This window comes from Streptosporangium sp. NPDC050148 (assembly GCF_055586505.1).
This window is the reverse complement of the sequence record NZ_JBVJIA010000025.1, coordinates 1-25,317: the sequence shown is the minus strand read 5'-3', so window position 1 is coordinate 25,317 and position 25,317 is coordinate 1. Positions and strand designations below refer to the sequence as shown.

At 73.3% G+C, this 25,317-nt stretch carries 18 protein-coding genes; 7 read left to right on the top strand and 11 right to left on the bottom strand.

Features of this window, described 5'->3' with window-relative positions; all coding sequences use genetic code 11:
- Positions 1–9: 9 nt before the first annotated feature.
- The 8 genes from ACZ6RT_RS26090 to ACZ6RT_RS26055 form a co-directional block, all read right to left on the bottom strand.
- A complete protein-coding gene (locus tag ACZ6RT_RS26090; RefSeq protein WP_399190149.1) occupies positions 10–789 on the bottom strand; it encodes a glycoside hydrolase family 16 protein in 780 nt (259 codons plus the stop codon).
- Positions 790–791: 2 nt separating this feature from the next.
- Entirely contained in the window at positions 792–2,468 is a 1,677-nt protein-coding gene (locus tag ACZ6RT_RS26085; RefSeq protein ID WP_470156736.1) for a hypothetical protein, read from the bottom strand.
- A gap of 19 nt (positions 2,469–2,487) precedes the next feature.
- Positions 2,488–3,204: a hypothetical protein gene (locus tag ACZ6RT_RS26080; protein WP_470156734.1), complete on the bottom strand. Its 717-nt coding sequence runs from the start codon at positions 3,202–3,204 to the stop codon at positions 2,488–2,490.
- 77 nt (positions 3,205–3,281) lie between these two features.
- On the bottom strand, positions 3,282–4,274 hold the full coding sequence (locus ACZ6RT_RS26075) for a MinD/ParA family ATP-binding protein (protein WP_470156732.1): 993 nt from the start codon (positions 4,272–4,274) through the stop codon (positions 3,282–3,284).
- 43 nt (positions 4,275–4,317) lie between these two features.
- A complete protein-coding gene (locus ACZ6RT_RS26070; RefSeq protein WP_470156730.1) occupies positions 4,318–6,525 on the bottom strand; it encodes a hypothetical protein in 2,208 nt (735 codons plus the stop codon).
- A complete protein-coding gene (locus tag ACZ6RT_RS26065) occupies positions 6,522–8,579 on the bottom strand; it encodes a hypothetical protein (RefSeq protein WP_470156728.1) in 2,058 nt (685 codons plus the stop codon). Before ACZ6RT_RS26065 ends, ACZ6RT_RS26070 begins: the two co-directional genes overlap by 4 nt.
- A 62-nt stretch (positions 8,580–8,641) precedes the next feature.
- Positions 8,642–9,868 (bottom strand): DUF8094 domain-containing protein, encoded by a 1,227-nt coding sequence (locus ACZ6RT_RS26060; protein ID WP_470156726.1) that lies wholly within the window; start codon positions 9,866–9,868, stop codon positions 8,642–8,644.
- An 814-nt stretch (positions 9,869–10,682) separates the two neighbouring features.
- Positions 10,683–12,032: an MFS transporter gene (locus tag ACZ6RT_RS26055; RefSeq protein WP_399190134.1), complete on the bottom strand. Its 1,350-nt coding sequence runs from the start codon at positions 12,030–12,032 to the stop codon at positions 10,683–10,685.
- Positions 12,033–12,295: 263 nt separating this feature from the next.
- On the opposite strand from ACZ6RT_RS26055, the gene ACZ6RT_RS26050 reads away from it, so the two are divergent.
- Genes ACZ6RT_RS26050 through ACZ6RT_RS26040 form a run of 3 tightly spaced genes read left to right on the top strand, consistent with a single transcriptional unit; the run spans position 12,296 to position 15,556 of the window.
- Positions 12,296–13,141 (top strand): shikimate dehydrogenase, encoded by an 846-nt coding sequence (locus ACZ6RT_RS26050; RefSeq protein WP_470156724.1) that lies wholly within the window; start codon positions 12,296–12,298, stop codon positions 13,139–13,141.
- Positions 13,142–13,150: 9 nt separating this feature from the next.
- On the top strand, positions 13,151–14,887 hold the full coding sequence (locus tag ACZ6RT_RS26045) for a bifunctional sugar phosphate isomerase/epimerase/4-hydroxyphenylpyruvate dioxygenase family protein (protein WP_470156722.1): 1,737 nt from the start codon (positions 13,151–13,153) through the stop codon (positions 14,885–14,887).
- Positions 14,888–14,896: 9 nt separating this feature from the next.
- The gene (locus ACZ6RT_RS26040) at positions 14,897–15,556 is read left to right on the top strand and encodes a TetR/AcrR family transcriptional regulator (protein WP_399190128.1); all 660 of its coding nucleotides are present in this window, start codon (positions 14,897–14,899) and stop codon (positions 15,554–15,556) included.
- Between the two features lie 136 nt (positions 15,557–15,692).
- Here ACZ6RT_RS26040 and ACZ6RT_RS26035 read toward each other — a convergent pair whose 3' ends face one another.
- Positions 15,693–17,327, bottom strand: coding sequence for a pectate lyase family protein (locus ACZ6RT_RS26035; protein ID WP_470156720.1), 1,635 nt, complete (start codon positions 17,325–17,327; stop codon positions 15,693–15,695).
- A gap of 514 nt (positions 17,328–17,841) precedes the next feature.
- Between ACZ6RT_RS26035 and ACZ6RT_RS26030 the strand changes: the two genes are divergently transcribed.
- Positions 17,842–18,432, top strand: coding sequence for a hypothetical protein (locus tag ACZ6RT_RS26030; protein ID WP_470156718.1), 591 nt, complete (start codon positions 17,842–17,844; stop codon positions 18,430–18,432).
- 61 nt (positions 18,433–18,493) lie between these two features.
- On the opposite strand, the gene ACZ6RT_RS26025 is transcribed toward ACZ6RT_RS26030, so the two are convergent.
- Together ACZ6RT_RS26025 and ACZ6RT_RS26020 are read right to left on the bottom strand one after the other, a co-directional pair.
- Entirely contained in the window at positions 18,494–19,552 is a 1,059-nt protein-coding gene (locus tag ACZ6RT_RS26025; protein WP_399190122.1) for a beta family protein, read from the bottom strand.
- Between the two features lie 569 nt (positions 19,553–20,121).
- Positions 20,122–20,973 carry an alpha/beta fold hydrolase gene (locus tag ACZ6RT_RS26020; RefSeq protein ID WP_470156716.1) on the bottom strand — a complete coding sequence of 284 codons (852 nt, stop codon included), beginning with the start codon at positions 20,971–20,973 and terminating at the stop codon, positions 20,122–20,124.
- A 72-nt stretch (positions 20,974–21,045) separates the two neighbouring features.
- Between ACZ6RT_RS26020 and ACZ6RT_RS26015 the strand changes: the two genes are divergently transcribed.
- The 3 genes from ACZ6RT_RS26015 to ACZ6RT_RS26005 all read left to right on the top strand — a co-directional run bounded on the left by ACZ6RT_RS26015 (position 21,046) and on the right by ACZ6RT_RS26005 (position 25,222).
- The gene (locus ACZ6RT_RS26015) at positions 21,046–22,227 is read left to right on the top strand and encodes a sigma-70 family RNA polymerase sigma factor (protein ID WP_470156714.1); all 1,182 of its coding nucleotides are present in this window, start codon (positions 21,046–21,048) and stop codon (positions 22,225–22,227) included.
- A 176-nt stretch (positions 22,228–22,403) separates the two neighbouring features.
- Complete coding sequence (locus ACZ6RT_RS26010; protein ID WP_399190116.1) at positions 22,404–23,159, top strand: ABC transporter ATP-binding protein; 756 nt, start codon at positions 22,404–22,406, stop codon at positions 23,157–23,159.
- A complete protein-coding gene (locus ACZ6RT_RS26005; protein WP_470156712.1) occupies positions 23,156–25,222 on the top strand; it encodes an FtsX-like permease family protein in 2,067 nt (688 codons plus the stop codon). The genes ACZ6RT_RS26010 and ACZ6RT_RS26005 overlap by 4 nt, the downstream gene beginning before the upstream one ends.
- Positions 25,223–25,317: the final 95 nt, after the last annotated feature.

Here is a 25,317-nt window from a genome sequence, read left to right as displayed (position 1 = left end):
GGTACGGGGTCAGCCCGCGCCACCCGACGCCGGGTAGATGCGGAGCCAGTCCACCTCCATCCACGCCTCTCCCGCGCTGCCCTGGCCCGGGAACCAGTCCAGCTGCAGGCAGACCGACATGGAGCTGCGGGTGGCGTTGCCGGAGCGGAACCACTCCTTGCCGTCGATGTACCCGACGACGGCGGACGGGGTGATCTCCACGGCGTAGGTGTGCCAGGTGGTCATGTCGATGTCGGCGTGGGCCTGTTCCTGCCCCTGGGGAGTGTGCAGGAAGAAGTTCGGCCGCTGCCGTTGCGGGTCGTCGATGACCTCCAGGAAGTCCACCTCCTCCCCGGTGGCGCTCTGCACGTTGCCGCCGCCGTTCTCGGGCCAGAGCAGCGCGACCGGGTGGTAGGAACCGGCGCCCGGGTACAGCCGGACGCGGGTCTCCCAGCGCCCGTAGGTCTGGGCGTGACGGGCGGCCAGCCCGGTCGTCGTCCCGTCCTCGCGGCCGTGCAGGTAGAGCGCCCCGTTGCCCAGGTAGAGCTGCCCGGGAGAACGGCGGCCGTTGCCGGCGTGCCCGGCGGAGTCGTAGAAGACCCAGTCGGACTCGTCGAGGTAGTCGTCGAACTCCGCGCACCAGGACGGCGCGCCCCAGCCGAGGGCCTGCGCGGCACTCGTCTCGCCGGTCGCGGCCGGGGCGCAGGGCGCCGCCGAGGCCACCTCTCCCTGGGCCGAGCTGAGCGTGCTCACCGCCAGCGCGGCCACCATGCTGAGTACGGCCACCCGCACGTGGGATCGGGTGATCATGGCTACTCCTCCCAGGATCTGGCGCAGAGCGTGGAGGGACTGAAGCTCCAGCAGCCGACGCTCGTCGGGCTCGGGGCCGGGGTCGCCGCCGCGCTCGGCGACGGCCGGGCGGGAGAGGCGGGCGGCGCGAACACCCAGCGCGGTGCCGCCGGTGCGGCCGGTGCGGCCGATGCCCCCGACGTGGGCGCCTCATGGCCGGCGATCAGCAGGACACCGGATTCCGGGCCACGGCTCAGCCAGGGCGCCATGCTCCAGCACGAGGCGAGATCCCCGGGACCGCAGGGGTCCAGGGAGCGCCTGAGCGGGGGGAGCGGCACGACGACCCGTGGCGAGGGGGTCGGGGACGGCGCCGCCATCGGGGACCGGACGGGCTTCGTCCACTCGGCCCGCAGGGTGGGCTCGGTGACGGGCCGCTGTACGCGCGACGGCCGCCGCGACGGGGTGACGGACGGCGAGGCGGGCTTACGGGACGAGCTCGCCGAGGGCTTCGGCGGGGCCGGCTTGGAGGTGGCCGTCCTGGTCGGTGAGGGAGTGGCACTCGGCTTGGCCGAGGCCGTGGTGCTCGGTTTGGCCGAGGCGGTCGCGCTCGGCTTGGCCGAAGCGGTGGGGCTGGGTTTGGGTGGGGTGGACGCGGTCGGTTCGGCGGAGGTGGTCGCGCTCGGCGCGGGCGACGCGGTCGGTTTGGCCGTGGCGGTGGGGCTGGGTTTGGGCGGGGTCGACGTGGTCGGTTTGGCCGAACCGGTGGCGCTCGGTTCGGGCGCCGGTTTCGTGGCCGTCCCGGAGGGCTCGGGACGCGGGGTCGCGCCCGGCCGCCCCGGCGTGGTGGAGGCGGTGGGGACCGTGCTCGGTTCGGGGGCGGTGGAGGCACTGGACGACGGCCCGGGGGTGGGCTTGGTCTCCGGTCCCCTGTCACCGGGGTTCGCGGGCGTGGCGCTCTTGGGAGCCGCCTGGGACGACTTCGGCGTGGCCTGCGGCCGCGTCTCGCGTCCGCCGTTCTCGGGGGCCTTCGTCGCCCTGTTCCGCGACGGTTCCTCGGCGGGAGGCGTCCTTTCGGAACGCGGGGCCGTCGTCTCGCCGCGCCTCGGCTGTACCGGTTCCCGCGCGGCCTCCTTCCGCTGCGGCGTCCGGGACGGCTCGTCCGGGACCTGCTCCGGCGGGGCGTTCCGACGGGACCTGGCGGGTGGTTCGGCCTCTTCCGCGGGGGCTCTGCGGTTCGATCGTGCGGGTGGTTCGGCCTCCTCCGAAGGGGCCTGGCGGTTCGATCGTGCCGGTGGTTCGGCTTCCTCCGAAGGGGCCTGGCGGTTCGATCGTGCCGGTGGTTCGGCCTCTTCCGCGGGGGCTCTGCGGTTCGATCGTGCGGGTGGTTCGGCTTCCTCCGCGGGGGCCCTCGGGGCCGACCTCGTCGGCGGTTCGGCCTCGGCGGGCGGGTTCTCGTCCGGTCTGGAGGGGGCCTCGGCCTCGGGGGCGCTCTCCTCCTCCGGGGCGACCTCCTCGCGCCCGGCAGGAGGTTCGTCGGGGGGAGGCGCGGCGTACTCCTGCGAGGGCGCGCCGGTGTTCACGCCCGGGTCGGCCACGGCGGCCCACGGCTGGGCGATGACCGCGCTCGTCGTCGCGGATACCGCGGCCAGCAGAAGGCCGGAGACCAGGGTGACACGCCGGGATGAGCTGCGTGGGGGCATTGGGGGGCTCTTCCTGGATCTATGGGGTGGGCTCTGGGCCGGAGACGGGTTTCCAGCCCGCGGCCGTGAATTCGGGGGTGCCCGGCAGGGCGACGGGCGGCACCGAGGCGGAGAGCGGGTCGGGGACGTTGACCCAGTCACCCCGGTTCGTACCGCGCAGGTCGGGATGCCAGGCCATGAGCAGGCTCATGGCGTACGGGCTGGAGTAGGTGGGGTCGGTGTCCCCGACGCCCTTGGTGGCGGTCACCTGGACCAGCACGGAGACGTGTATCTGGTCGCGCGCGCGGGACCGCCACTGGACGCCGATCGTCCGGGTCCGCATGGCGGCCCCGTCGGGGAGCGCTCCCTCCTTGGGAAGGCCGAGGATCTCCCTCCATCCGGCGGCGGCCTCGCGGGCACCGGCCCGTGCCGCCTCGTGCTGGTCCGGCGGGGCGTACAGCACCGCCGCCTGCTCGGCCTGCTCGGCGTCCAGGGTCCAGGCCGCCTCCAGCGCGGCGGCGGCGGCCGAGGCCGCGCCCAGCTCGTTACGCGGGAAACCGACGGGGTAGCCGGCCGCGCCCTCGTAGCCGGACGGCGCGGCCAGACGCACGGTGTCCCCGGTCTCCCCGGCGTCCCCGGTGGTCCCGGCGTTCTCGGTGCCGCGCGAGGCCGAGACGTCCACGGGATCGAAGACGGGCCGCAGCAGTTGCCATGCGCCGGCCGCCAGCAGGATCGCCCCCACGATCGAGACGACCACGATGAGCATCCTTCGCCGGGCGCTCGGCGGAGGGCCCAGATCCCAGTCCAGCGTGGGATCCTCGGCGGCCGGCCGCACTAGTGACCCCGGTCGGGACGCTGGCCGAACGCCACCCCGGCCGCCGCGGCCAGGCGCAGGTACGCGCCCCGGGTCGTCGGGCGCAGGCGGACCAGGTCCACCTCGGCGCCCTCCTTGAGGTGCGGGTCGTAGGGGATGCGGATCACCGCGCGGCAGCGGGAGTTGAAGTGGCGCTCCAGCAGGTCCAGGTCCACGTCGGACTTGGGCTCCACCGCGTTCAGCACGACGATGGCGTTCTTGACGAGGTCGGCGTGGCCGTGGGCGGTCAGCCAGTCCAGCGTCGCGGCGGCCGAGCTGGCCCCGTCCACCGCGACCAGGCTGACCAGCACGATCTGGTCGGCCAGCTCCAGCGTCGCCCCCATGGCCCCGTGCAGCAGGCCGGTCCCGCAGTCGGTGATGCAGATGGAGTAGTAGCGCTCGATGAGACCGGCGACCGTGCGGTAGTCCTCGGCGTTGAACGCCTCGCTCACCGCCGGGTCGGTGTCGGAGGCCAGGACCTCCAGGCGGGCGGGCGACTGGGAGGTGAAGGCGCGGGCGTCGGCGTAGCGCACGATGTGCGGGGCCTCGGCCAGCATGGTGCGGATGGTCGCGGCCGTCTCGGACTTGACCTTGATGCCGAGGGTCCCCCGGTCGGGGTTGGCGTCGATCGCGATGACCCGGTCACCGCGGAGCGAGGCCAGGGTGTTGCCCAGGGCCACGGTCGTGGTGGTCTTGCCGACCCCGCCCTTGAGGCTCATGACCGCGATCCGGTGGTGCCCGCTCGCCACGGGGGTCTGGGCCTGCGCGATCAGCGTGCGGCGCTCCAGCTCCGCGGCCGACTCCGCCGGGATGATCCGCTTGCCGGAGAGCTGCCAGACGAGCCGGCGCCACCCTCCGGCGGGTTCCGGGCGGCGGTTGGTGAGCAGGTGCTCCGCGGTGAGCGGGACGCTCTCCTGGAACTGGTCGGGAGGGGTGGACGGCGATTTACGAATGTGAGGGGAGGTATCCGTCATTGCGAAGGTTCCTTTCGCAGGGAGCGAGCGCGGGTGGGGGCTGTCAGCAGGTCCGCCAGCGCACGGTGGTGCTGATCGAGTCGTCGGGGCCGTGGACCGTCAGCGGGGCGGTGACGGAGGCCGGGTTGCCGCACCAGCTACGGGTCCTGTGGGCACGTAGGTTGATCACCTGCGTGACCCCTTCCCGCAGGGTGCCTTCGGAGGGGCTCACGGCCAGGCCGGGAGCCGATATCCGCCAGCCGAGCGGTTCCCCCGACAGGGTGAGGACCAGGCTCCCCTGGCCGAACTCGTCCAGCGCCACGACGGGCGGCACCCGCAGGCGGGAGGCGAGCCCGTCCCGGCGCCCAGGCGTCCCGGCGGCCGGTGGCTCCGGGGTGGCCTGGCTGGTGGAGGACTGCAGCGACCTGGCGGGCTCCTCGGATCCGATCGCCGGGCCGAGGAAGTTCATCCCCGTCAGGGTGCCCGCCGCGCCGGCCACGACGATGATGACCACCTTGACGGTCGTGTTCCTGATCCGCGTCCCCGCCCAGCTGAGCGCCTCCAGCACCTGGACGGACGCCCCGATCCGCTCCTCCTCGGGACGGTCGTCGGGCTCGGTGTGGAAGCGCAGGGCCGGGATCTGGTCGTCGTCGCGCGTCCGGGCGGGGGTGCGCATCTCGACGGAGTGCTGCCCGGCGATGACGACGGGCTCGCTCCTGACCGGGGGCTCGGGGACGGGGGCCTGCCGGGGGATGGTGCCGGTGATCTCCTCGCTCTGCGCGAGGACCTCACGTGCCCAGGCCTGGGTCAGCAGGGCGTCGTAGAGGGGGGTGTCGTGCCCGGTGACCGGGGGCGCGACCGGCGGGCGGGACGGCCGGGTCCGGTGGGGCGGCAGGGCGGGCAGCGGCGGCAGCCCCGAGGAGACGGGGGATCCCGTCGCCGGCCCGCTCGCCGGTGACGACGGCGCCGTCGGCGCCGACGGCGACGGTGAGGACGGTGAGGACGGTGAGGACGCGGCCGGTGACACCGCACCCGGAGAGGTCGTCCCGGGCGGGGCGGCATCGGGTGAGGCGGTCCCGGACGGTGTCGTGCCGGGTGACGCCGTCCCCGGGGAGCCGGTGCCCGGCCGCCTCCGCTCCCGCCCTCCGGTGTCCGGCGTCTTGGACGCCACCGGCGGATAGGGGGACGCGCCCGGTCTGGGCGCGGGCGGCGTCGTCGCCGGGGGTGCCGGTACGCCGTCCCGTCCTGGCGGGACCGCCGGGGTCAGGGACCGTTCCTGCGACGGGAGCGTGGACGCCGGAGGCCGCCCGCCCGCAGGAGGGGCGGACAGCACGGGAGACCTGCCACGCGGACGCGACACCGGTGGCGGCGCCTCGGTGGACGGGCCACCTCCCGGAGGAAGGGGTGGGTACGGGACGCCCCCCGAGGAGCGCCCCCCGGGGGACGCGACACCGGTGGACGGGGCGCCCGGGGACGCGACGCCTGGAGGCGACGTGCCCGGGGACGCGCCGGTGGACAGGGCGTCCGTGAGCCGCCGGCGTTCCTCGGCCGGGAGCGGCGCGACCGGCGGGTGCGAGATCATCTGCGGGACCGTGTAGCGGATGTTGATCGGCCGGGTGCACACCGAACACCTGATCATGTGGGAGAGCAGCGCCGACCGGTCGTCCTCCGAGCCGATGCCCGAGGGCGGCTCATGGCCACCGGGAGGCCCCCCGGGCAGGCCGGCCGGGAAGGCGCCCGGGAAGACGGCCTCCACCAGCGGGGGCAGCTCGGGGCAGGTACGCCGCCCGTGGGTGAGCGCGTCCAGCCCGCTCACCAGCGTCTCGATCAGGTCCTGGGTACGGGTGGCGAGCCTGCCGATCTCCTCGGCGGGCATCGCCAGCACGTGGGAAAGGTCGTCCATGCCCAGCGCGTGGCGGTACATCAGCCTGAGCGTCTCCGTGCCCAGCGGGTCGACGATCGTCCACACCCGCTCGATCAGGGGGGCGTCGGGCATGCCGGGCCCGGAACCCGGCACGTACCGCTCCCGGTGTCCCGGGGAGGTACGGCAGTCACGGCGCAGTACGGCCAGCGCCCGCCCCCGGACCGTGACGTTCCCGGGAACGTCCCCGGCCCAGCCGGCCGCCAGCGCGGAGACGACCGCCGCGTGCACCCGGCCGGGTTCGAGGTGGGAGGCGGCGTAGTCCACCAGGTGCGCGCCGTGCTCGCGCACCCAGGCCGCCTCCTGGCCGGGGCCGGGCGCGGGGCGCCCGGATCCGGTGGGTGTGCTCATCGGCCGTCGTACTCGTCCGGGTCCGGCTCGACCTGGCCTTGGTCGGGCGGCAGGGGCGCGCCCCGCTCCCCGGTGTTCCAGCCGGAGTCCTGCCGGGCCTGCTGACCCTCGGCGGGACCGGGACGGCCGGGGTCCGGCTGGACCGGACCCGGCTGCGCGGGGTCGGGCCGGTCCTGGCCCTGCCGGTCGGGGGCGGGCGGAGCGGGATTCGCCTCGTCCTGGCCGGACCGCTCGGCGCCTTCCCGGTCGTTCCCGGAGTCGCCGGGGACGTCCTGCTCGGGCTCGGCGGGCAGGGGCTTCTCCCCGCCGGGGATCGGACGCGGGAGCGGCACGGGCGGCGGGTCGGTCACCACGAGCTCCAGGTTGCGCTGCGGCAGCCCGGTGAACTTCGTCCAGTTGCTCACCTCGCCCGGGGCGGGCGCGGCGTAGAGCCAGCGGACGAAGGCGGGCCACACGCACGAGTCGCGGGGGATCGCCTGGCGTCCCTTGGCCGCGCCCTCTGCGCGGGAGGAGCTCAGCGCGTCGATCTCCTCGGCGGTGTAGTCACGGCACGGCGGGGTGCCCGGAGGGGCGATGTTGAGGTCCCACACGCCGTTCTCGTCGGTGTAGCGCATCCCCCGGTCCAGGCCGAGGGCCTCGTGGGCCCGGCGCAGCAGCTCGGGGTCCTCGAAGATCGGCAGCGAGACGCCGCCGTCCGGGCCGCCACCGGGGAGCCGCGGGGTGGCCGGCATGAGCACGGTCCCGTCGGGGCCCTGCGACGTGTTCGCACCGGGGCCGGTCGAGGGCTGCGCGCCGGACGGGTCGCGTTCCTGCGAGCGCTCACCGGGCTCCGCGGGCTCCGCGGGCTCGGCGGTCGGCGGGGCGGGTACCGGGGCCGGAGCCGTCGTCTCCCCGGGCCGGGCCCTCCTCGAGGGCGGGCGCGCGTCGTCCGTCGGCCTCGTCTCGGGAGGAGCGACCTCGCCCGTGGGCACGACCGGTCCGCCGGGGCCGGATCGGATCGCGGGCTTCAGCGTGCCGGTCGGCCGGGAGTGCCGGGGACCCTCGCCCGGCTGCGAGGGCCGGTCACCGGTGGTGGGCCGGGGCTGGGACGGCCGGCCGTCGCCGGTGGGGCGAGGCTGCGGCTGCGGGTCGCCGGTCGGCTGCGAGGGCCGGTCGGCGGTCGGGCCGGGCTGCGGCCGCGAGGGCCGGTCACCGGTAGGGCCGGGCTGAGGCCGGGAGGGCCGGTCGGCGGTGGGGCCGGGCCGGGGCTGCGAGGGCCGGTCGGCGGTGGGCCGGGGCTCGGACGGCCGGGAGGGATCCGACGATCTCGTCCCGTCGGTCTCGGGAGCGGGCTTGGGCGGCGCGACCACGGTCTCCGCCGGGCGCTCGATGACGCTGCCGCTCTCCTTCTCGCTCTGCTTCTCGCTCTGCTTCTCGTTCTGCGTGATGTCGCCGCTGACCTTCTTGGTCGGGGTCGGGGCCGGCTTGGCGGGCCGCTCGTTCACCACCGGGGGCGCGACCGGGGGCCGTGCCACGGGAGCCGGATCGGGAGCGGGCTGCAGCGGCGCCGAGGTGCGCCTGGCCGCCTGGGCGTTCGACCTGGGGGCCGCGGACGGCTTGGCCGGGGCCGCCTTCGGCTTCTCCTTCGGTTTCTCCTTCTCCGGGGCCGAGGACTTGGCGGGCGGTGCCGGGGTGCTCTTGGGGTTGCCCGGCCGCTGCGCGAGCGGCGCGGCCGCGGCCGCCGCCAGGACCGGCAGGGCGACGCAGCCCTCCGCGGCGGTCCCGACCGCGTGCCCGTCGACGGTGGTCGTCAGGCAGACCCGCTGGCCCGCGGCGTCGCCCGCGGCCGAGCCCTTCGAGATCGTGCTGCCCGCGTCCGCGCCGGAGAGCGGGAGCGGTTGATCACCCCCGGGCGACGCGCTGGACGTCCAGGCTCCCGCCTGGTCGTCCAGAAGGTACGTCCCCGCCGCCAGCCGCATCACCTGCCCCTCACCGGTGTCGGGGCGGAGGGCGACGACGGTTCCCAGTCCGGCGCCGGCGCCGAAGACGCCGATCGCGACACTCGCAGTGATCACCGTCGCACGTGATGGCTTACGTGAGGGCGTCATCTGAAGGTTCCTTTTCTTCCGGTGAAACGTCAGTCGCCGTGGCTTTCCAGGACGTCGCTCCACTCGCCGAGTACGCGAGCGGGCTCGTTCGAACCGGCGGGGGGGACATGTGTCACGTACATGCGGCCGTACGTGGCGCTCACCGAGCGGGCGAAGGCCTTGCCGCGGGTACGGACGGCGGCCGAGCCCTTCAGCTTGACCGTCGCGCCTTCCCGCTCCGCCTCGCGGAGCTCGGTGGATCGGGCTCCGTACCAGACCAGGGCGCCCCCGTCACCGGTCCTGAGCGCTCGTACCGGTCCCTCAAGCCGGTACGAGAGCGTGAGCTTCCAGTCGGCCTCTCGCAGCCGAGCCCGTTCCTGCTGCCAGAACAGCACGGTCTCGCTGGTCCAGGGGCCCTCGTCGAACGCCGGGTCGATCTCGGCCCTCTCCAGGCTCGCCAGGTGCGCGCGGGCGATCTGGCGAGGGGTCGCGATCAGTCCGGTGGCGTTCTCGGAAAGACCCGTCGCGTACCCCTCGGCGTCCGTCGCGATCGCGGGGAAGCGTGCCGGGGTGGCGCGGGTGTCGGCCGCCGAGGCGACGAGCCGCCAGCCCCCGGGGGCCGAGCTCATCACGTCGACGATCCGGGCGACGCCCGGTTCGTGCGAGACCGCCACGAACCAGTCCGCGACACCCTCCACGTGGCGCGGAATCCATATCTTCGGGTTGGGCCAGACGCCCGTCGCGAGCGACGTCCCCTCCATCTTCGCCGTCGTGAAGGCCGCCCTCGTCATCTCCAGCGCCAGGCCGTGCTCCAGCTTCGCCATGGCCTCACGGTCCTTCCTGGCCTGCGCCGCCGACAGGCCCCGCTGGTAGCGGCCGTGGACGGCGTACGCCTCCTTGGAGGTGAGCTGGGGACGGCCGGACCCGGCCGGTGCCTCGGCCGACGGCGGAGAGGTCGGCGTCCCGGTGCGGGGCCTGAGCGACGTCGTGGCCCTGGGCCGGGAGGAGGCCTCGGGCCGCAGGGACGTCTCCGGCCGGGAGGAGGTCCTCGGGCGGGGAGACGACCTGTCCGTGCCCTCGGTGCCCTCGGTGCCGCCGGGTCTCGGGGTGGGCTTCCGGGCGGAGCGGGACGGGGACGACGTCGGGGAGGGCGAGGAGACCGCCCCGCCCCAGTCGCCACCCGAACGGTCGGGGGTGGGGTTCGCCGCCAGGGACGGGCCCGAGGGCGATCTGGTCGCGAGCCAGAGCGCCGAAGCGGCGATGATCGTCAAAACCACCGTGAACAGAATGACCTTCCGCCAATCGAATGACAGCAGTCGTTCGGGGTGCCAGTCGGATGCCTGTTCGGAATCGCGGCCGGGGGAAGCGTTGCCACGGCCGAAGGACCCAGCCTGTCCATCTGGGAAATCCGATGCACGCCATGACATAGGTCCAAATATTAGACTGACCGTGATCTATTGGGAAGGTAAAGGGCCGAGTAATCGACACTTATGGTTATACGGTTTTAATTAACACCTAACGCGCCATAAGGGTTGTCCGAAACCTCTGACCCTTCGACCTGCTGGTCTCTCGCGGTGGACCGTACCACTGGATCTATGGAGATCAACCCCCTTCTGCGGGTTTCGGATGAACCTTCATGTTTACCGCAGGAGCATCATTTACCTGGCGGGAGCCGGATGTTCACTCTCCGTCGGGCTTTCCGGCACCTGGTAGGAGGGTCCGCGTGAGCCCGGGGGCCAAACGGTTTCACGCTCCGATTGGCGCGAGCACTCATAACCATTTGATATGAATGCTTTCCCTCGCCCGGGAGATCGCCCGTCCGGGCGGACCCCGTCCCAGGAATTGGAGCTCCCTCTTTTCCGCTCCGCCGCGCGCCCAGCCTCCGCCGCGCGCCCGGTTCCCGCCCCGTGCCCGGCCTCCTCCGTGCCCGGCCTCCCCGTGCTCCGCTTCCGCCGCGTGCTCCGGCCGCGGCACGCGTCCCGCTCCGGTCACGGCGCTCCCCGGGTACGAGGCACATGACGACGGCCCGGCCTCGTGAGGGGATCACGAGACCGGGCCGGGTGCGGGACGGGCGGCGCCTTCGGGGTGCGGTCAGGCGCGCGCCCCGGTGACCGGCTCCCTCCCGGTGAGGCCGAGCTCCTCGGTGGGGACGCGGTGGGTCTCACGGGTGGTGGCCACGGCGATCGCGCTGATCGCGCAGAGGACGGCGGTGAAGACGCCGACGCCGATCCACCCGCGCAGACCCAGCCAGCCCTCCGGGGACACGATCCCGGCGGCGGAGGCGACGGCGAAGCCGGCGATCGCGAAACCGATCTGGGTGCCGATCGCCATGCCGGACAGCCGGACCCGGGTGCTGAACATCTCCCCGTACAGGGAGGGCCAGATGCCGTTGGAGGCGCTGTAGACGACGCCGAGGGTGAGGATCCCGGTGGCGAACACCAGCGGGTAGCTCCTGGAGTTGATCGCGGCCAGGTAGGCGAAGATCATGATCGGGCTGCCCACGGCGCCGATGAGGAAGACGGGCTTGCGGCCGATGCGGTCCGACAGCATGGCCCAGAGCGGGATGGCGACCAGGGCGACCGTGTTGGCGGCGATGCTCACCCAGAGCATGGTGGCCCGGTCCAGCCCGATCTCGTCGCTGGTCGCGTAGTTCAGGGCCCAGACGGTGAAGATCGTGCTGACGGTGGCGATGAGGGCGGCGCACATGACGCGCAGCACGCTGCTCCAGTGGTCGCGGAACAGCACGGCCAGCGGCATCTTGGGCACCGTTCCCTGGGCGACCTCCCGCTCGAAGGCCGGGGTCTCCTCCAGCCTTCTGCGGATGATCCAGCCGACCACCGCGACGACCACGCTGAGCAGGAACGGGATCCGCCAGCCCCAGCTGAGCAGCTGCTCCTCCGGCAGGGCCGCCACCGGGATGAACACGAGGGTCGCCAGGATCTGGCCGAACTGCGTGCCGTTGAGGGTGAAGCTGGTGAAGTAGCCGCGGCGGTCGGCGGGGGCGTGTTCCAGCGTCATGGAGTTGGCGCTGGCCTGCTCGCCCGCGGCCGAGAGCCCCTGCATGATCCGCAGCAGGACCAGGAGGACGGGCGCCAGGCCGCCGATCTGGTCGCGGGTGGGCAGGCAGCCGATGAGGAAGGTCGAGACGCCCATCAGCATGAGCGTGAACACCATGATCTTCTTGCGGCCGAACCGGTCGCCGACGTGCCCGAGGATGACGGCCCCCACCGGCCTGGCCGCGTACGCCACGCCGAAGCTGGCCAGCGACTGCAGGGTGGCGGTCGCCGGGTCGGAGTCGTCGAAGAAGACCTTGGAGAAGATCAGGGCCGCGGCGCTGCCGTAGATGAAGAAGTCGTAGTACTCCAGGGCGCTGCCGATCCAGGCGGCGACGGCCGCCTTGCGCGGCGTGCCCTGTGGGACGGCGGGTGGGTTCTCGGTCACGATGACTCCTTCGGTACGCGTGGTCCGGCCGTCCCCCCGGATGCCGTTGCCTACTGTTTACGAACTAGATAGTTAATTAACGCTGCCGCAATGCTGCTGGTGGCGGGCGTCACATGTCAAGGTCCTCTTCACTTCGGCTCGCCGGTACGTTATACCTAACTCACTAGTTCGTACATTGTTGGGAAGTGGGTCATGGACCGGAAGGACACCCCTCGTGCCACCGGGCGGGCCGTACCGCCGCGCGTACCGGGAAGGAGGGATCGATGACCTCTTTCCTGACCGGGCTGATCGGCTCCGGCATCGGCCCGTCGTTCAGCCCGCCGCTGCACGAGCGGGAGGCCGCCCACCACGGGCTGCGCTACGTCTACCGGCTGCTCGACACCGACGTCCTCGGCACCGACGTCGGAGAGCTGGTCCGCACGGCCCGCCGCTTCGGCTACGACGGCCTCAACATCACGCACCCGTGCAAGCAGGCCGTCATCCCCCACCTGGACGGGCTGTCGGCGGACGCCCGGACGCTGGGCGCGGTCAACACCGTGGTCTTCGAGAAGGAGCGCGCGATCGGCCACAACACCGACTGGACCGGCTTCAGGGAGTCCTTCACCCGCGGCCTGCCGGACGCGCCGATCGAGCGGATCGTCCAGCTCGGCGCCGGGGGCGCGGGCGCCGCGGTCGCGCACGCGCTGCTCACCATGGGCGCGGGCCGGGTGACCCTGGTCGACGCCGACCCCGCGCGGGCGACGGCGCTGGCCGCCGAGCTGGCCGGCCGCTTCGGGGACGGGCGGGCGGACGCGGCGCGTGCGGACGACCTGCCCCGGCTGCTCGCCGTCGCGGACGGCCTGGCGCACTCCACCCCCACCGGGATGGCGGGCCACCCCGGGCTGCCGCTGCCCGCGTCGCTGCTCCGCCCGGACCTGTGGGTGGCCGACATCGTCTACCGGCCGCTGGAGACCGAGCTGCTGCGGCGGGCACGGGCGCTGGGCTGCAGGACGCTCGACGGCTCCGGCATGGTCGTCTTCCAGGCGGCGCACGCCTTCCACCTGTTCACCGGGCGCACCCCCGACACGGGACGGATGCTCACCCACCTGACCGAACTGATCGCCACCTGAGGGGGAGCCATGCGCACGTCCATCGCCACCGTGTCGGTGAGCGGCACGCTGCCGGAGAAGCTGGCCGCGATCGCCGCCGCCGGGTTCGACGGGGTCGAGATCTTCGAGAACGACCTGCTGGCCTGCCCGCTCTCCCCCGAGGAGGTACGGCTGCGCGCCGCCGACCTGGGACTCTCGATCGACCTCTACCAGCCGTTCCGCGACTTCGAGGCGATGCCCGTCCCGGACCTGCGCAGGGCCGCGCACAAGTTCCAGGTCATGGAGCGGCTCGGCGCGGACACGCTGCTGGTCTGCTCCAACGTCTCCCCCGCCGCGATCGACGACGACGAGCTCGCCGCCGCGCAGCTGAGGTCACTGGCCGAGCTGGCCGCCGAGCACGGCGTCCGCATCGCCTACGAGGCGCTGGCCTGGGGACGGCACGTCGACGACTACCTGCACGCCTGGCGGATCGTGCGCATGGCCGACCACCCGAACCTGGGCACCTGCCTGGACAGCTTCCACATCCTGTCGCGCGGCTCCGACCCGATCGGCATCGAGGCGATCCCCGGCGAGAAGATCTTCTTCCTCCAGCTCGCGGACGCGCCGCTGCTGGCGATGGACGTGCTCCAGTGGAGCCGCCACTACCGCTGCTTTCCCGGCCAGGGCGGCTTCGACCTCACCGGGCTGGTCGGCAACGTGCTGAACGCCGGGTACACCGGCCCGCTCTCGCTGGAGGTGTTCAACGACCACTTCCGGCAGGCCGACGCCGCCCGGACCGCCCGGGACGGCATGCGCTCGCTCATCGCCCTGCGACAGGCCCTCGGCCGTACCGCCCACCCCGCCGTGCCCACCGGTTACGCCTTCGCCGAGATCGCCGACACCGATGCCCTGCGCGGCGTGCTCACCGCGCTCGGCTTCGCCCCCACCGGCGCGCACCCCAGCAAGCCGGTGCAGCTGTGGCAGCAGGGCGACGCCCGGCTCCTGCTCAACGCCACCGGTGACGATCCCGCCCTGATCAGCCTCGGGCTGGACAGCCCCGACCCGGCCCGCGCGGTCGAGCACGCCGGGTCGCTGCTCTCGCCGGTGCTGCCGCGCGAGCGCGCCCCCGAGGAGGCGCCGCTGGACGCGATCGCCGCCCCGGACGGCACCGAGATCTTCTTCTGCGGTACGGAGTGGCGCGGTGACTTCGCCCCGGGCGGGACGGTCGCCGGGCCGATCACCCACATCGACCACGTGGCGCTCACCCAGCCCTGGCACCACTTCGACGAGGCGGCGCTGTTCTACCGCAGCGTGCTCGGCCTGCGCCCGCAGGAGAGCCTGGAGCTGCCCGACCCCTACGGCCTGCTCCGCAGCATGGCGATGTCGACCGCGCCCGGTGCGGCGGGCGGGTCCGACGGCCGGGTGCTGCGGCTGGTGCTCAACCTCGCCCGGGTCGGCGCCGGGGACGTCCCCTGGCAGCACATCGCGCTGGCCTGCGACGACCTGCTCGCCACCGCCCGCAGGCTGCGCGCCGAGCATCCGGAGCTGCTGCTGCCGATCCCCGGCAACTACTACGACGACCTGGAGGCCCGCCACGACGTGGACCCCTGCCTGAGGGAGCTGGGGGTGCTCTACGACCGCGACGCGGACGGCGAGTTCCTGCACCTCTACACCGTCACCCTGGGACGCGTCTTCTTCGAGATCGTCCAGCGGATCGGCGGTTACCGGGGATACGGCGCCGTCAACGCCCCCATCCGCCTCGCCGTACAGCACGCGGACGGTCACTAAGATGGGCGGATGACCTCGCAACCCGCCACCGGGGAACGCCGGCGCGACGCCGACCGCACCAAGGCGGAGATCCTCGAGGTCGCCCAGCGGGAGTTCGCGCAGCACGGGTACGCGGGGGCGAGGGTCGACGAGATCGCGGCCCTGACGCGTACCACCAAGCGCATGATCTACTACTACTTCGGCAGCAAGGAACGGCTCTACATCACGGTCCTGGAGAAGGCCTACGCCGAGGTCCGCGAGGTGGAGCGCACGGTCGACGTGGAGCACCTGGCCCCGATCGAGGCGATCCGCACCCTGGCCGAGCTCACCTTCGACCACCACGACGCGCACCGTGACTTCATCAAGCTCGTCTCCATCGAGAACATCCACCAGGGCGAGCACATCCGCAAGTCCGAGGCGCTGGCCAACCTCGGCACGCCGGTGCTCGACATCATCGGGCGCATCCTCGACGCCGGTACGGCCAGGGGGGACTTCGTCACCGGGGCCGACGCCACCGACGTGCACATGATGATCAGCGCCTTCTGTTTCTTCCGCGTGGCCAACCAGCACACCTTCGGCGCCCTGTTCGGCCGCGACATGACCGCGCCCGAGCACCGGGCCCGGCAGCGCCGGATGGTCGGGGAGATGGTCGTCGGCTACCTGCGCGGCGGTGGCGGCGACCGGACCTGACGCGCCGCGGCGTGCGGTCCGTGCCCGGGGTGACGGGACCACCGGCCGACCGCGCCGATGATCCCGTTCCCATGGTCTCCCGGGGCTCCCGGCGGGCGCCGGAACGGGCCGCCCGCCGGGACCCCGATGCGGAGGGTCAGCCGCCGATCTTCCCGACCCCGGCTCCGGCGGTGACGCTCGCCTTCACCGAGTTCGGGTTCTCCAGCGTGTAGCCGTAGTAGGAGCTGGCCTCCTGCACGCTGCCGCTGCACTCGGGGGCTCCCGAGTCGACGAGCACGTTGTTGCGCGCGACGCACCGGCCGGAGGGGCCGGCGTAGCTGTTCGACACCGGGTACTCGACCCGCTCGAAGTAGTTGCCCTCGACCAGGCAGCCGGCGTTCGCCTGGCAGGCGACCCCGACGTCGGTGTTGTAGTAGTAGTAGTTGTTGAAGATGTGCACCGGCTCGCCGAAGCGCACCCGCGGGTTGCGCTGCGGGGTCGCGTCGAACCAGTTGTGGTGGTAGGTCACCTTCAGCCGGCCGACGTCCTGCGCGCCGTTGCTGTCGTCGTGGCCGAGCAGCATGTTCTTGCTGTGGTCGTGCGCGTGGTTCCACGACACGGTGATGTAGGACGAGCCGCGCTTGATGTCGAGCAGCCCGTCGTACCCGTCGGCCAGGTCGTTGTGGTCGATCCAGACGTGGTGGGAGAACATCTGCACGTTGATCGAGTCGTCGCTCGCGTTCCGGAACGACAGGTTGCGGATGATGACGTTGTTCACCGCGTTCGCGGGCGGCGAGGTGACCGAGCTGTCGAGGGGGAGACCGACGTTGAGCCCGCCGCCGCTGATGCCGGCGTCGGCGCCGATGCCCACGATCGTCTTGTCCGAGGCGACGTTGTGCATCCCGGCCGGAACCGTGATCATCCCGCGTACGCAGACGTTCAGCGGACCGCTCTGGCCGATGGCGGAGATCAGCTCACTCGCCGTGTCGACCTCGACGGTCGGTCCGCCCGCGCCTCCCGTGGTGCCGTTCTGGCCCCAGGCGTTCACCGAGGCGAACCCGATGGGCGAGCCCGAGGTCTCGCACGAGCCCGGGGGCGGCGTGATCGTCGGGGTGACGGTCGGGGTGACCGTGGCGGTGGGCGTCGGGTCGACCGGCCCGGCGACGTCGGTGACCTGCACGTCGTCGAACGAGGCGCTCGTGTAGTGACCCGCCAGGCCCGCCTTGCCGGAGGCGAAGGTGGAGTCCGTCGCCGAGACGACCTCCACGTTGTTCACGAAGCCGCGCAGCGTCGAGCCGAACGCCTCCAGCCGGAGGGTGTACCACGTGCCCGCGGTCACCGTCGCCGGAGCCGAGTCCAGGATCGTCGTGCCGCCCCCGGCCCGCTTGCCCAGGACGACCGAACCCGCGTTGCTCAACCCGAGATAGTAGTAGTTGCCGGTGCTCTGCGCCCTGGCCAGCACCGCGGCGTACCGCCCGCTGCCGTTGAACGCGATCGGCCTCACCCGCGCCTGCACCGCCTGGTTCGACCATCCGGCCCCGGCGATCGCCCTGGCGTCCGCGCCGGTGCCGGACTGGCGGTACACCCGGGAACCGTCGGTGGTCACCGACCAGCTCCCCCCGGACTTCGACCAGCCCGAGGAGTCACCGTCCTCGAAGTCGTCGACGAACAACGTCGCGGCGAACGCGCTGGGCAGCGCGGGCAGCGCCAGCGCGCCGAGCACCGCGGCCATGACGGTCATCATGATCGCGACGAGCAGCGAGCCGGTGCGGGGCTCTTTCCTTCTTCGCACTGTGGAACCTCCGGTTATGTCGGCTCCGGCCGGGCCTGCTGCGGTCCGGCCGGACCATGGCCTCGCGCCGGGAGGCCGATCGGCGCCGGCGCCGCGGCCGCGTTCCGCGGTCACGTGCAGGCACCGCCGGTGGCTCCCGGCGAGCGATGTCCGTCAGGCGGTGCCCGGTCGTGCCCGCGGCCCCCTGGCGGAGGGCATCGGACATGGCCGGACCTGCGATGGAGCACCCGAAGGTGGATCCACCGCCGCTCCAGGACGAAGGGTGGGAAAGCGCTATCCAACTCTTTTCGCACTTTTACGCCTGGAGAAAGGTTCGGGTCAAGCGTCCGGTCCGATCCGATGTCCTCGCGGGCGTGACCGCCCTCCCCGCGCCCGTGCCGTCCCCGCAGGTGGGGGCCGCTCACGGCGTGCCGCACAGGGCGAAAAAGTTTTCGGTGATCCGGCCCGGCCCGTACGGGCGCGCGTCCGGACCGATCCGGCGATTCCGGTGCCTTCAATCACCCGGACCGGCACGATGGGAGACCACCTCACGCACGACCGCCCCATCCGCGAACACGAGCAGGAGGTCATCGTGATGCCCATGCGCGAGCAGCCGGGGCCCGTCGACCCCGCCACCTGGCGGGTCGTCCCGGGCGAAGGCAACGACGACGCCGAGGAGGACGGCACCTGGGCGATCACCGGGGCCGACGGCGACGAGCACGCCCTCTACCTGGAGGTCCGCGACGCCGAACGGCCCCGCGAGGTCGCCGAGCTCATCGTCGCGACGATGGCCGGCCACACGCGCCGGTCACGCCTGGAGGGCGCCCTGGCCGAGGTCGAGCGGGAACGCCTGCGGCGGCAGGCCGAGGACGACGTGCTGGACCCCGCCAACCCGCACCTGGTCGAGGTGGTGAAGCTGGCGGCCCTGGTCGAGCGGATCGGCGAGGTCGGCCGGGAGCTCAACCGCGACAGGTTCCACACCGGCCGCGAGGAGCTCGACAAGCACCTGTACGAGCGGCTGACCCAGGTGGCCGCCACCGCGGTGGCGTGGATGGAGGGCATCCAGGCCCGTGACGTCCCCCGGCCCCGTCACACCGGTGATCCCTACGACGCCCGCGACTCCTAGGACGGCCGGTTCCGGTACGGGCCGGTGTCCCGGCCGGGCTCAGGCCGGTGTCAGGCAGGGGTCAGGGACGTCCGAGGCGGTTCAGCCGGTCGACCACCGTGGCGACGTGATGCGACATGCCGCAGGCGTACCACGATCCCGGCCTTCTTGGCAGCAGCGGCTGCCCGGCGGCGAAGCGTTCGATCTCCTGGTCACCCCACGAGGACGCCACCCCCCGCGCCGACCGGAGATCGGCGACCACCGCCTTGCACAGGTCGTCGAAACCCCCCAGGGCTCCGGCCCCGTCGCCCCGCTCGCACCGGTAGACGTACCAGTAGTCGTCGAACGTGTACCGCAGGTTGGGGTGCGGGGTCCGCGGCTCGGCCCGCGGGCTGGACACCCCGTAGTCCCCGTAGAACACACCGGGGTGGGAGGCCGCGACGGTCCTGTACAGGGCGGCGTCCCGCCGGGGGACGGGCACCGGGGCGCCGAACGGCATGGCGTCCAGATCCCTGGGGAACGCCCCGGCGGCCACGGTGATCGAGCGCATCGGGAACCGGCTCGCCCACCGGAGCGCCCTGAGGGCGTCGGTGGTACGGCTTCTGAGCCGCGCGTCGGAGTCGACCGCCCACAGATCGATCACGAGATCCACGTCGGTGAACCTCAGGTTCGCGAGACGGTCCATCCGGCGTGACAGCCGGGCGTCCTCCGCCGCGGTCCGCGGCCCGGCCCAGGGCACGCGCAGGCAGGCCCCCCGCCCGTGCCGCCTCGCGGCGAGTCCCGCGTCCCGGAATTCGCAGTCCTCGTCCGTCGGCCTCATGACCGGGATGATGCGACGGCCGAGTTTCTCCATGACGTTCGACACCATCGTCATGGCGCCGCACGCGTGCGGGTGGCCGTACCTGTCGAGCACCGGCCGGCAGTCCACCGCGAAAACGCGTTCGGCGGGCAGGTGTTCTTCCACGCGTTCCTCGAAAACGGCGACGCTCTGCAATACCGTCCGGTTCTCGTCGTCCCGGGTCCGTTCCGCGGGCATCACCTCGATCAGTGCCCGGACGAACGGGCGAAGCTCTTCGGCGACCTTCCCCAGGGCCAGGAAATCACCGGCCCGGCCCCTCAGGATCGGCATGTACACCGTCATGAATCGGTTCTCCGTAGGCTTGGCGAACCCGGCGTCCGGCGAGGTGACCGGCCCTGTCCCGCGGGCACGGCGTCACCTTCCCGGCCTTCCGACGGTCCACTCCGGCGACGGATCCGTCAATATCCCTGCGGTTAGGTTCCGTACGGGAACCGTACCGGAGATGCGTTTGTGACGGAGGAGATGAACGAGGTCTCCGGCCTCCTCCCGCGTATACCGATATGTCATGACGGCGCTTTCTGAAGGCAACGGAGCGTCATCCCGTCCCTACCCGGAAGCGCCCCGGCCCGTCCGGTGGAGGCCCCGGAAAGGCCCGTGCGGAAAGCGCCGGAAGAAAGGCCCCGGAACGGAAACGGTCCGGTGGTCGACGCCTTTCTCCCCTCCCGGGAACACCCGCGGGCGCGTACGGAGAAGGGTCCCGGCCGCTTCACGAAGCGGCCGGGACCCTTCTCGTGCCCGAGTGCCCGAGTGCCCGAGTGCCCGAGGGGTCAGGGGGTCGAGGGGCCCGAGGACCGGGGGGCCGGAGGGCCGGAGGGCGAGGCTCCCCTGTGCGCGAGCCCGTGCGCCGTCGCTCAGTCGCCGCGCAGGACCTCGCGCAGTCGGGGGACGAAGACCTCGGGGGTCTCGGCGAAGGCGATGTGACCGCCGGGGAAGAGCGTCGGCTTCGTGCCGAGCGCCGTGGCGAGCGCGCTGGACGTCAGGTCGCAGAACTGGCCGGCCGACTCCTCACCGACGCCGACCACGATGCGGACCGGCCCGTCGCGCAGGGCGGCGATGTCGGGCTTCCAGCCGGTGCTCCCGCGCATCTCGTGCAGGAACCAGAAGCGCTCGTCCAGAGCCTGCTGGGGGTCGGCCTGGGCCGCCTCCTCGGGCGAGTACGCGTCCGCGGGATCGCCGGACTCGCCGGGCTCGGGCATCTGGATGTTCGCGTTCGCCAGGAACTTGGCCCAGGCACCCCCGACGTCACCGGAGGCGTAGGTGGCGACGATGTCCTCGACGGCGGCGTGGCGCTCCTCGCGGTCGTCGAGCACCTCGTTCAGCGGGGCCTCGTGCGCGATCACGGTGTGCACCCGCTCGGGGTGGGCGACGGCGAGCGCCAGCGCGCTGACGGCTCCGCCGCTGGAGCCGAAGACCGCGGCCGGGCCCGCGTCGAGGTGGGCCAGCAGCCGGGAGAGGTCGTCGGCGCGCATCCGCGCGGTCGAGTCCTGCTCGGGGTCGTCGAGCGTGCTGCGGTTGATGCCGCGCGGGTCGGTGGTGAGGACCGTGTGGTCGGTGGCGAGCAGGTCGGCCAGTGCCGCGAAGTGCACGGCGTGCATCGGGGCGCCGACCAGGACCACCAGCGGCCCCTGCCCCCGTACCTCGTAGTACAGCGTGGCGTCGGGAACCCTGAGTGACCCGGTGGTAACGGTGGTCGTGCTGTCCATGACATCTCCTGAAACGGTGCCGCGGTGTTTCCTTACGGGGGAGACCGCGGCCATGGGGCAGAATCGTCGCATGTGAGCGAAATTTTTTCCTCGGGACCCGCGGGGTCCGACCGGCCCGCGGGACGTGAGCGGCCCGCGGAGTCCGAAGGACCCCGGGGACCCGCGTGGGGCACCGCGAAGGGCGCCGAGGGAGCGAAGGACGCCGAGGACACCCTGGGCACCGGGAACACCGGGAACACCGGGAACACCGTGGACGCCGATCTGGCCCGGGCGCGCGGCGGGGACGACGCCGCGTTCACCCGCCTGGTCCGGCCGCTGCGGCGGGAACTGCACGCCCACTGCTACCGCATGCTCGGGTCGTCCCATGACGCCGACGACGCCCTGCAGGACGCCCTGATCCGGGCCTGGCGGGGGTTCGCCCGCTTCGAGGGGCGCGGTTCGCTGCGCTCCTGGCTCTACACCGTGGCCACCCGCACCTGCCTGGACATCATCGCGACCCGCGGCAGGCGGGCCCTGCCCATCGACCTCGGACCGTCCAGCGACCGCGTCGTGGTCGACAACGCCCCGTTGACCGACGTCGCCTGGCTCGGCCCGTACAACGACGTGGGGCTCGCCGACGGCCCGGCAGGTCCGGGCGCGCGCTACGAGCAGCGCGAGGCGGTCGAGCTCGCCTTCGTCGCCGCGTGCCAGCACCTGCCCGGCAACCAGCGGGCGGCGCTGCTGCTCTTCGAGGTCCTCGGCTTCTCCGCCGCCGAGATCGCCACGATGATGGACACCTCGGTCACGTCGGTGAACTCCGCCCTGGCCCGCGCCCGCAGGATCGTCGCGGAGAGGGTGCCCTCCGTCACCCAGCAGCGGGCGCTCCGCCGGATCGACGACGCCAGGGTCCGCGAGATCGTCGCGGGCTACTCCGCCGCCCTGGAGGACGGCGACGCCGGTGCCCTGGTCGCGCTCCTGACCGAGGACGTCACCTGGTCGATGCCACCGATGCCGCACTGGTACCGAGGCATCGACATCGTCACCGACTTCGCCGTACGGGTCCCGCTGAACTCGTGCGGGCACTGGCGGCACCTGCCGGTCGGCGCCAACGGCCAGCCCGCGGTGGGCTCCTACCTGTGGGACGACCAGACCGGTGCGCACCGGGCCTGGGGGATCGACGTGATGACCCTGCGCGAGGGGCGCATCGCCGAGATCACCTCGTTCATCGGTCTGGCCCACTTCGACGCCCTGGGGCTGCCCTCGTCCCTGCCCTGACGGCCTCCTCCCCACCCTGACCGGCTGACCGGCCCTGACCGGCCCGTCCCCGCCCTGGCCTGTCCCGGGCGGCGCCGACCGGTGTCGACCGTCAGGACTTTCGGCCGATGGGCCGCGGGAGCGATCGGCCGGTCGGCCGATCCGGGCGAGGGGGCCCGCGGGCCAGAGTCGACGGCATGAGTGAGTTCGTGCTTTCCGGCCACCGCCTGACCAAGCGGTTCGGGCCGGCCGTCGCCCTCGCCGGGGTGGACATCGGGATCGGCCGGGCCGAGGCCTTGGCGATCATGGGGCCGAGCGGGTCGGGGAAGTCGACCCTCCTGCACTGCCTCGCGGGCATCATGAAGCCCGACACCGGCGAGGTGCACCTGCTGGGACAGCGGATCGACGCGATGGGAGAGCGGGAGCGCAGCGCGCTGCGCCGTACCCGCTTCGGGTTCGTGTTCCAGTTCGGGCAGCTGCTGTCCGAGCTGCCCGCGGACGAGAACGTCGCGCTGCCGCTGATGCTCGGCGGGACGGCGCGGGGGCAGGCCGTACGGGAGGCGCGGACCTGGTTCGGGCCGCTCGGGCTCGACGGGCTGGAGGGACGGCGGCCGGGCGAGCTCTCCGGCGGGCAGGCGCAGCGGGTCGCGATCGCCCGCGCGCTCGTCACCCGTCCCGCCGTGATCTTCGCGGACGAGCCCACCGGCGCCCTCGACCGGACCACCGGCCAGGAGATCATGCGCATCCTGGTCCAGGCCACCAAGCACAACGGCGCGTCCCTGGTCGTGGTCACGCACGACCCCGAGGTGGCCGGCTGCTGCGACCGGACCGTCGAGGTCCGCGACGGGGTGATCGTCGCCCCCGGCGGGGGACCGGGCCACGGTGGGGCATGGGACCACGGCGGGGCATGGGACCGGACGAGCACCCGGGTGCTGCCCGGAGGGAACTCGTGAGGACCCTGCTGGAGCTGAGCTGGCGGCTGCTGCGCGGCGGCGGGCGCCGGTCCACCCTGGGAACGGGGCTCACGGTCACGGCCGTGGCCGTCTCGTCGGCACTGCTGTTCTTCGCGCTGGCCGCCAACCTCGCCTTCGCGGCACGCGCCGACCGGGAGGCGTGGCGCAACCCGGTCCCGGCCTCGGGGACGCCCTTCGCCGTCCAGTCCACGACCGAGGACCACGTCCGGGACCGGCCCGTCACGGTCGTGAACCTCGCCCCGCTGCGCGACGCCCACGGGACGCGTCCGCCCGGGATGCCCCGGATGCCGAGGCCGGGTGAGGTATGGATGTCACCGGCGCTCGCGGAGCTGATGCGGGAACTTCCGGCGAAGCAGCTCGCCGCGCGCTTCCCCGGCACGGTGCGGGGCACGCTGGGCGACGACGGGCTGCTGTACCCGGGGGAACTCGTCGCCGTGGTGGGACGCGCGCCCACCGACCCCGAGATGACGCTCCCCGCGTCGGGCTCCCCGCCGGACTCCCGGGCGGCCGGGACGCCGGTGAGGATCGGCGACCTCACCGGCAGGACCGGCGAGGACAGCATGGCCTACCAGGGCATGGCGATCATCGCGAGCGTGCTGATGGTCGTACCGCTGCTCGTGTTCGGCGGCGCGGCGGCCCGGCTGACGGTGGCCCGGCGCGACCAGCGGCTGGCCACGTTGCGGCTGGTGGGGGCCACGCCCTGGCAGGTCGCCGCGATGACGGTCGCCGAAGCGGTGATCACGGCGTTCGGCGGGGCCGTGCTCGGCCTGGCGCTGTACGGCGCGGCCGTCCCGCTGCTGAGCCGTATCCAGATGGCGGGCGGGTCGTGGTTCGCGGGCGACCTGTGGCCCGGAGTCCTTCCGGTGCTGGGCGTGCTGCTGGCCGTACCCCTGCTGGTCGGCCTGTCGGCGGTGGTCGGGCTGCGGCGGGTGGTGGTCAGCCCGCTCGGGGTGGCCAAGCGCGAGACGCCGCCCGCGATGCGGTTCGTCCGCGTGATCGTCCTGCTCGTGATCCTGGCCGCGGTCCCGATGACGTTCCGGAGCACCTCGGTGGCGGTCGTCGCCGTCGTCCTCGCCCTGGCCTTCCTCGCCGTCAACCTCGTCGGCCCCTGGGTGGTGGGCGTCATCGGCCGGGTCACCGCCCGTACGGCCCGCGGGCCCGTCCGGCTGCTGGCCGGTCGCCGCCTGATCGACGACCCCAGGTCGGCCTGGCGGACCGTCAGCGGGGTGGCGCTGACCGGTTTCGTCGCCGGGTTCATCGGGCTGCTGAGCCCCTCGGCCGACCTGCTGGGCGATCCCTCCGGCCCGACCGGCCTGCGCATCACGATCCCCGCCGACCGGGCGACCGTTCTCGCCGGGCAGGCGAGGAAGCGGCTGTCCGAGGCCGGCGTCGAGGCCCGCGTCCAGGTCTCCGGCACCGCGACCGACTCCGGGTCCGGGACCAAGGCCGACTCCGGGTCCGGGACCAAGGCCGACTCCGGGTCCGATACCGGGGACCGGCCGGGCCCGCCCGGGGAGCGGACGCTCGTCGTGGACCTGCCCCCGGGCGACGGCCACGCCGCGCGGACCGACACCGCCCGCACGGCCCTCGCCGGTCTGGTGCCGGGGCACGTCGCCACCTCGCCGGAGGACGACCGGTGGCGGGTCGACGAACTGCTCGGCGACGTCCGTACCGGCACGCTGATCGTGCTCGGTGTCTCCTTCCTGGTGGCGATCGCGAGCGCGGGGATCACCGCGGCCTCGTCGGTGCTCGACCGGCGCCAGGCGTACGCCCTGCTCCGCCTGGCCGGGACCCCGCTGGAGGTGCTGGACGGGGCGCGGCGCGCCGAGACCCTCATCCCGCTCGCCGTGATGGGTGGGGGCTCCATCCTGATCGGCATGTTCTGCGCGCTGCCGTTCATGTACGCGGGCATCAGCGTGAGCGGGGCGATCACCCTGCTCTCCGCGGTCGCCGTGGGCTTCGCCGGGGTCATGGGCGCCTCGGCGCTGTCACGTCCCCTGCTCCGCTCGGTCACCACCGACCCGGCTCCGCGCCCGGACTGAGGGCCCGGGGGGGGGGGGGGGGGGGGGGGGGGGGGGGGGGGGGGGGGGGGGGGGGGGGGGGGGGGGGGGGGGGGGGGGGGGGGGGGGGGGGGGGG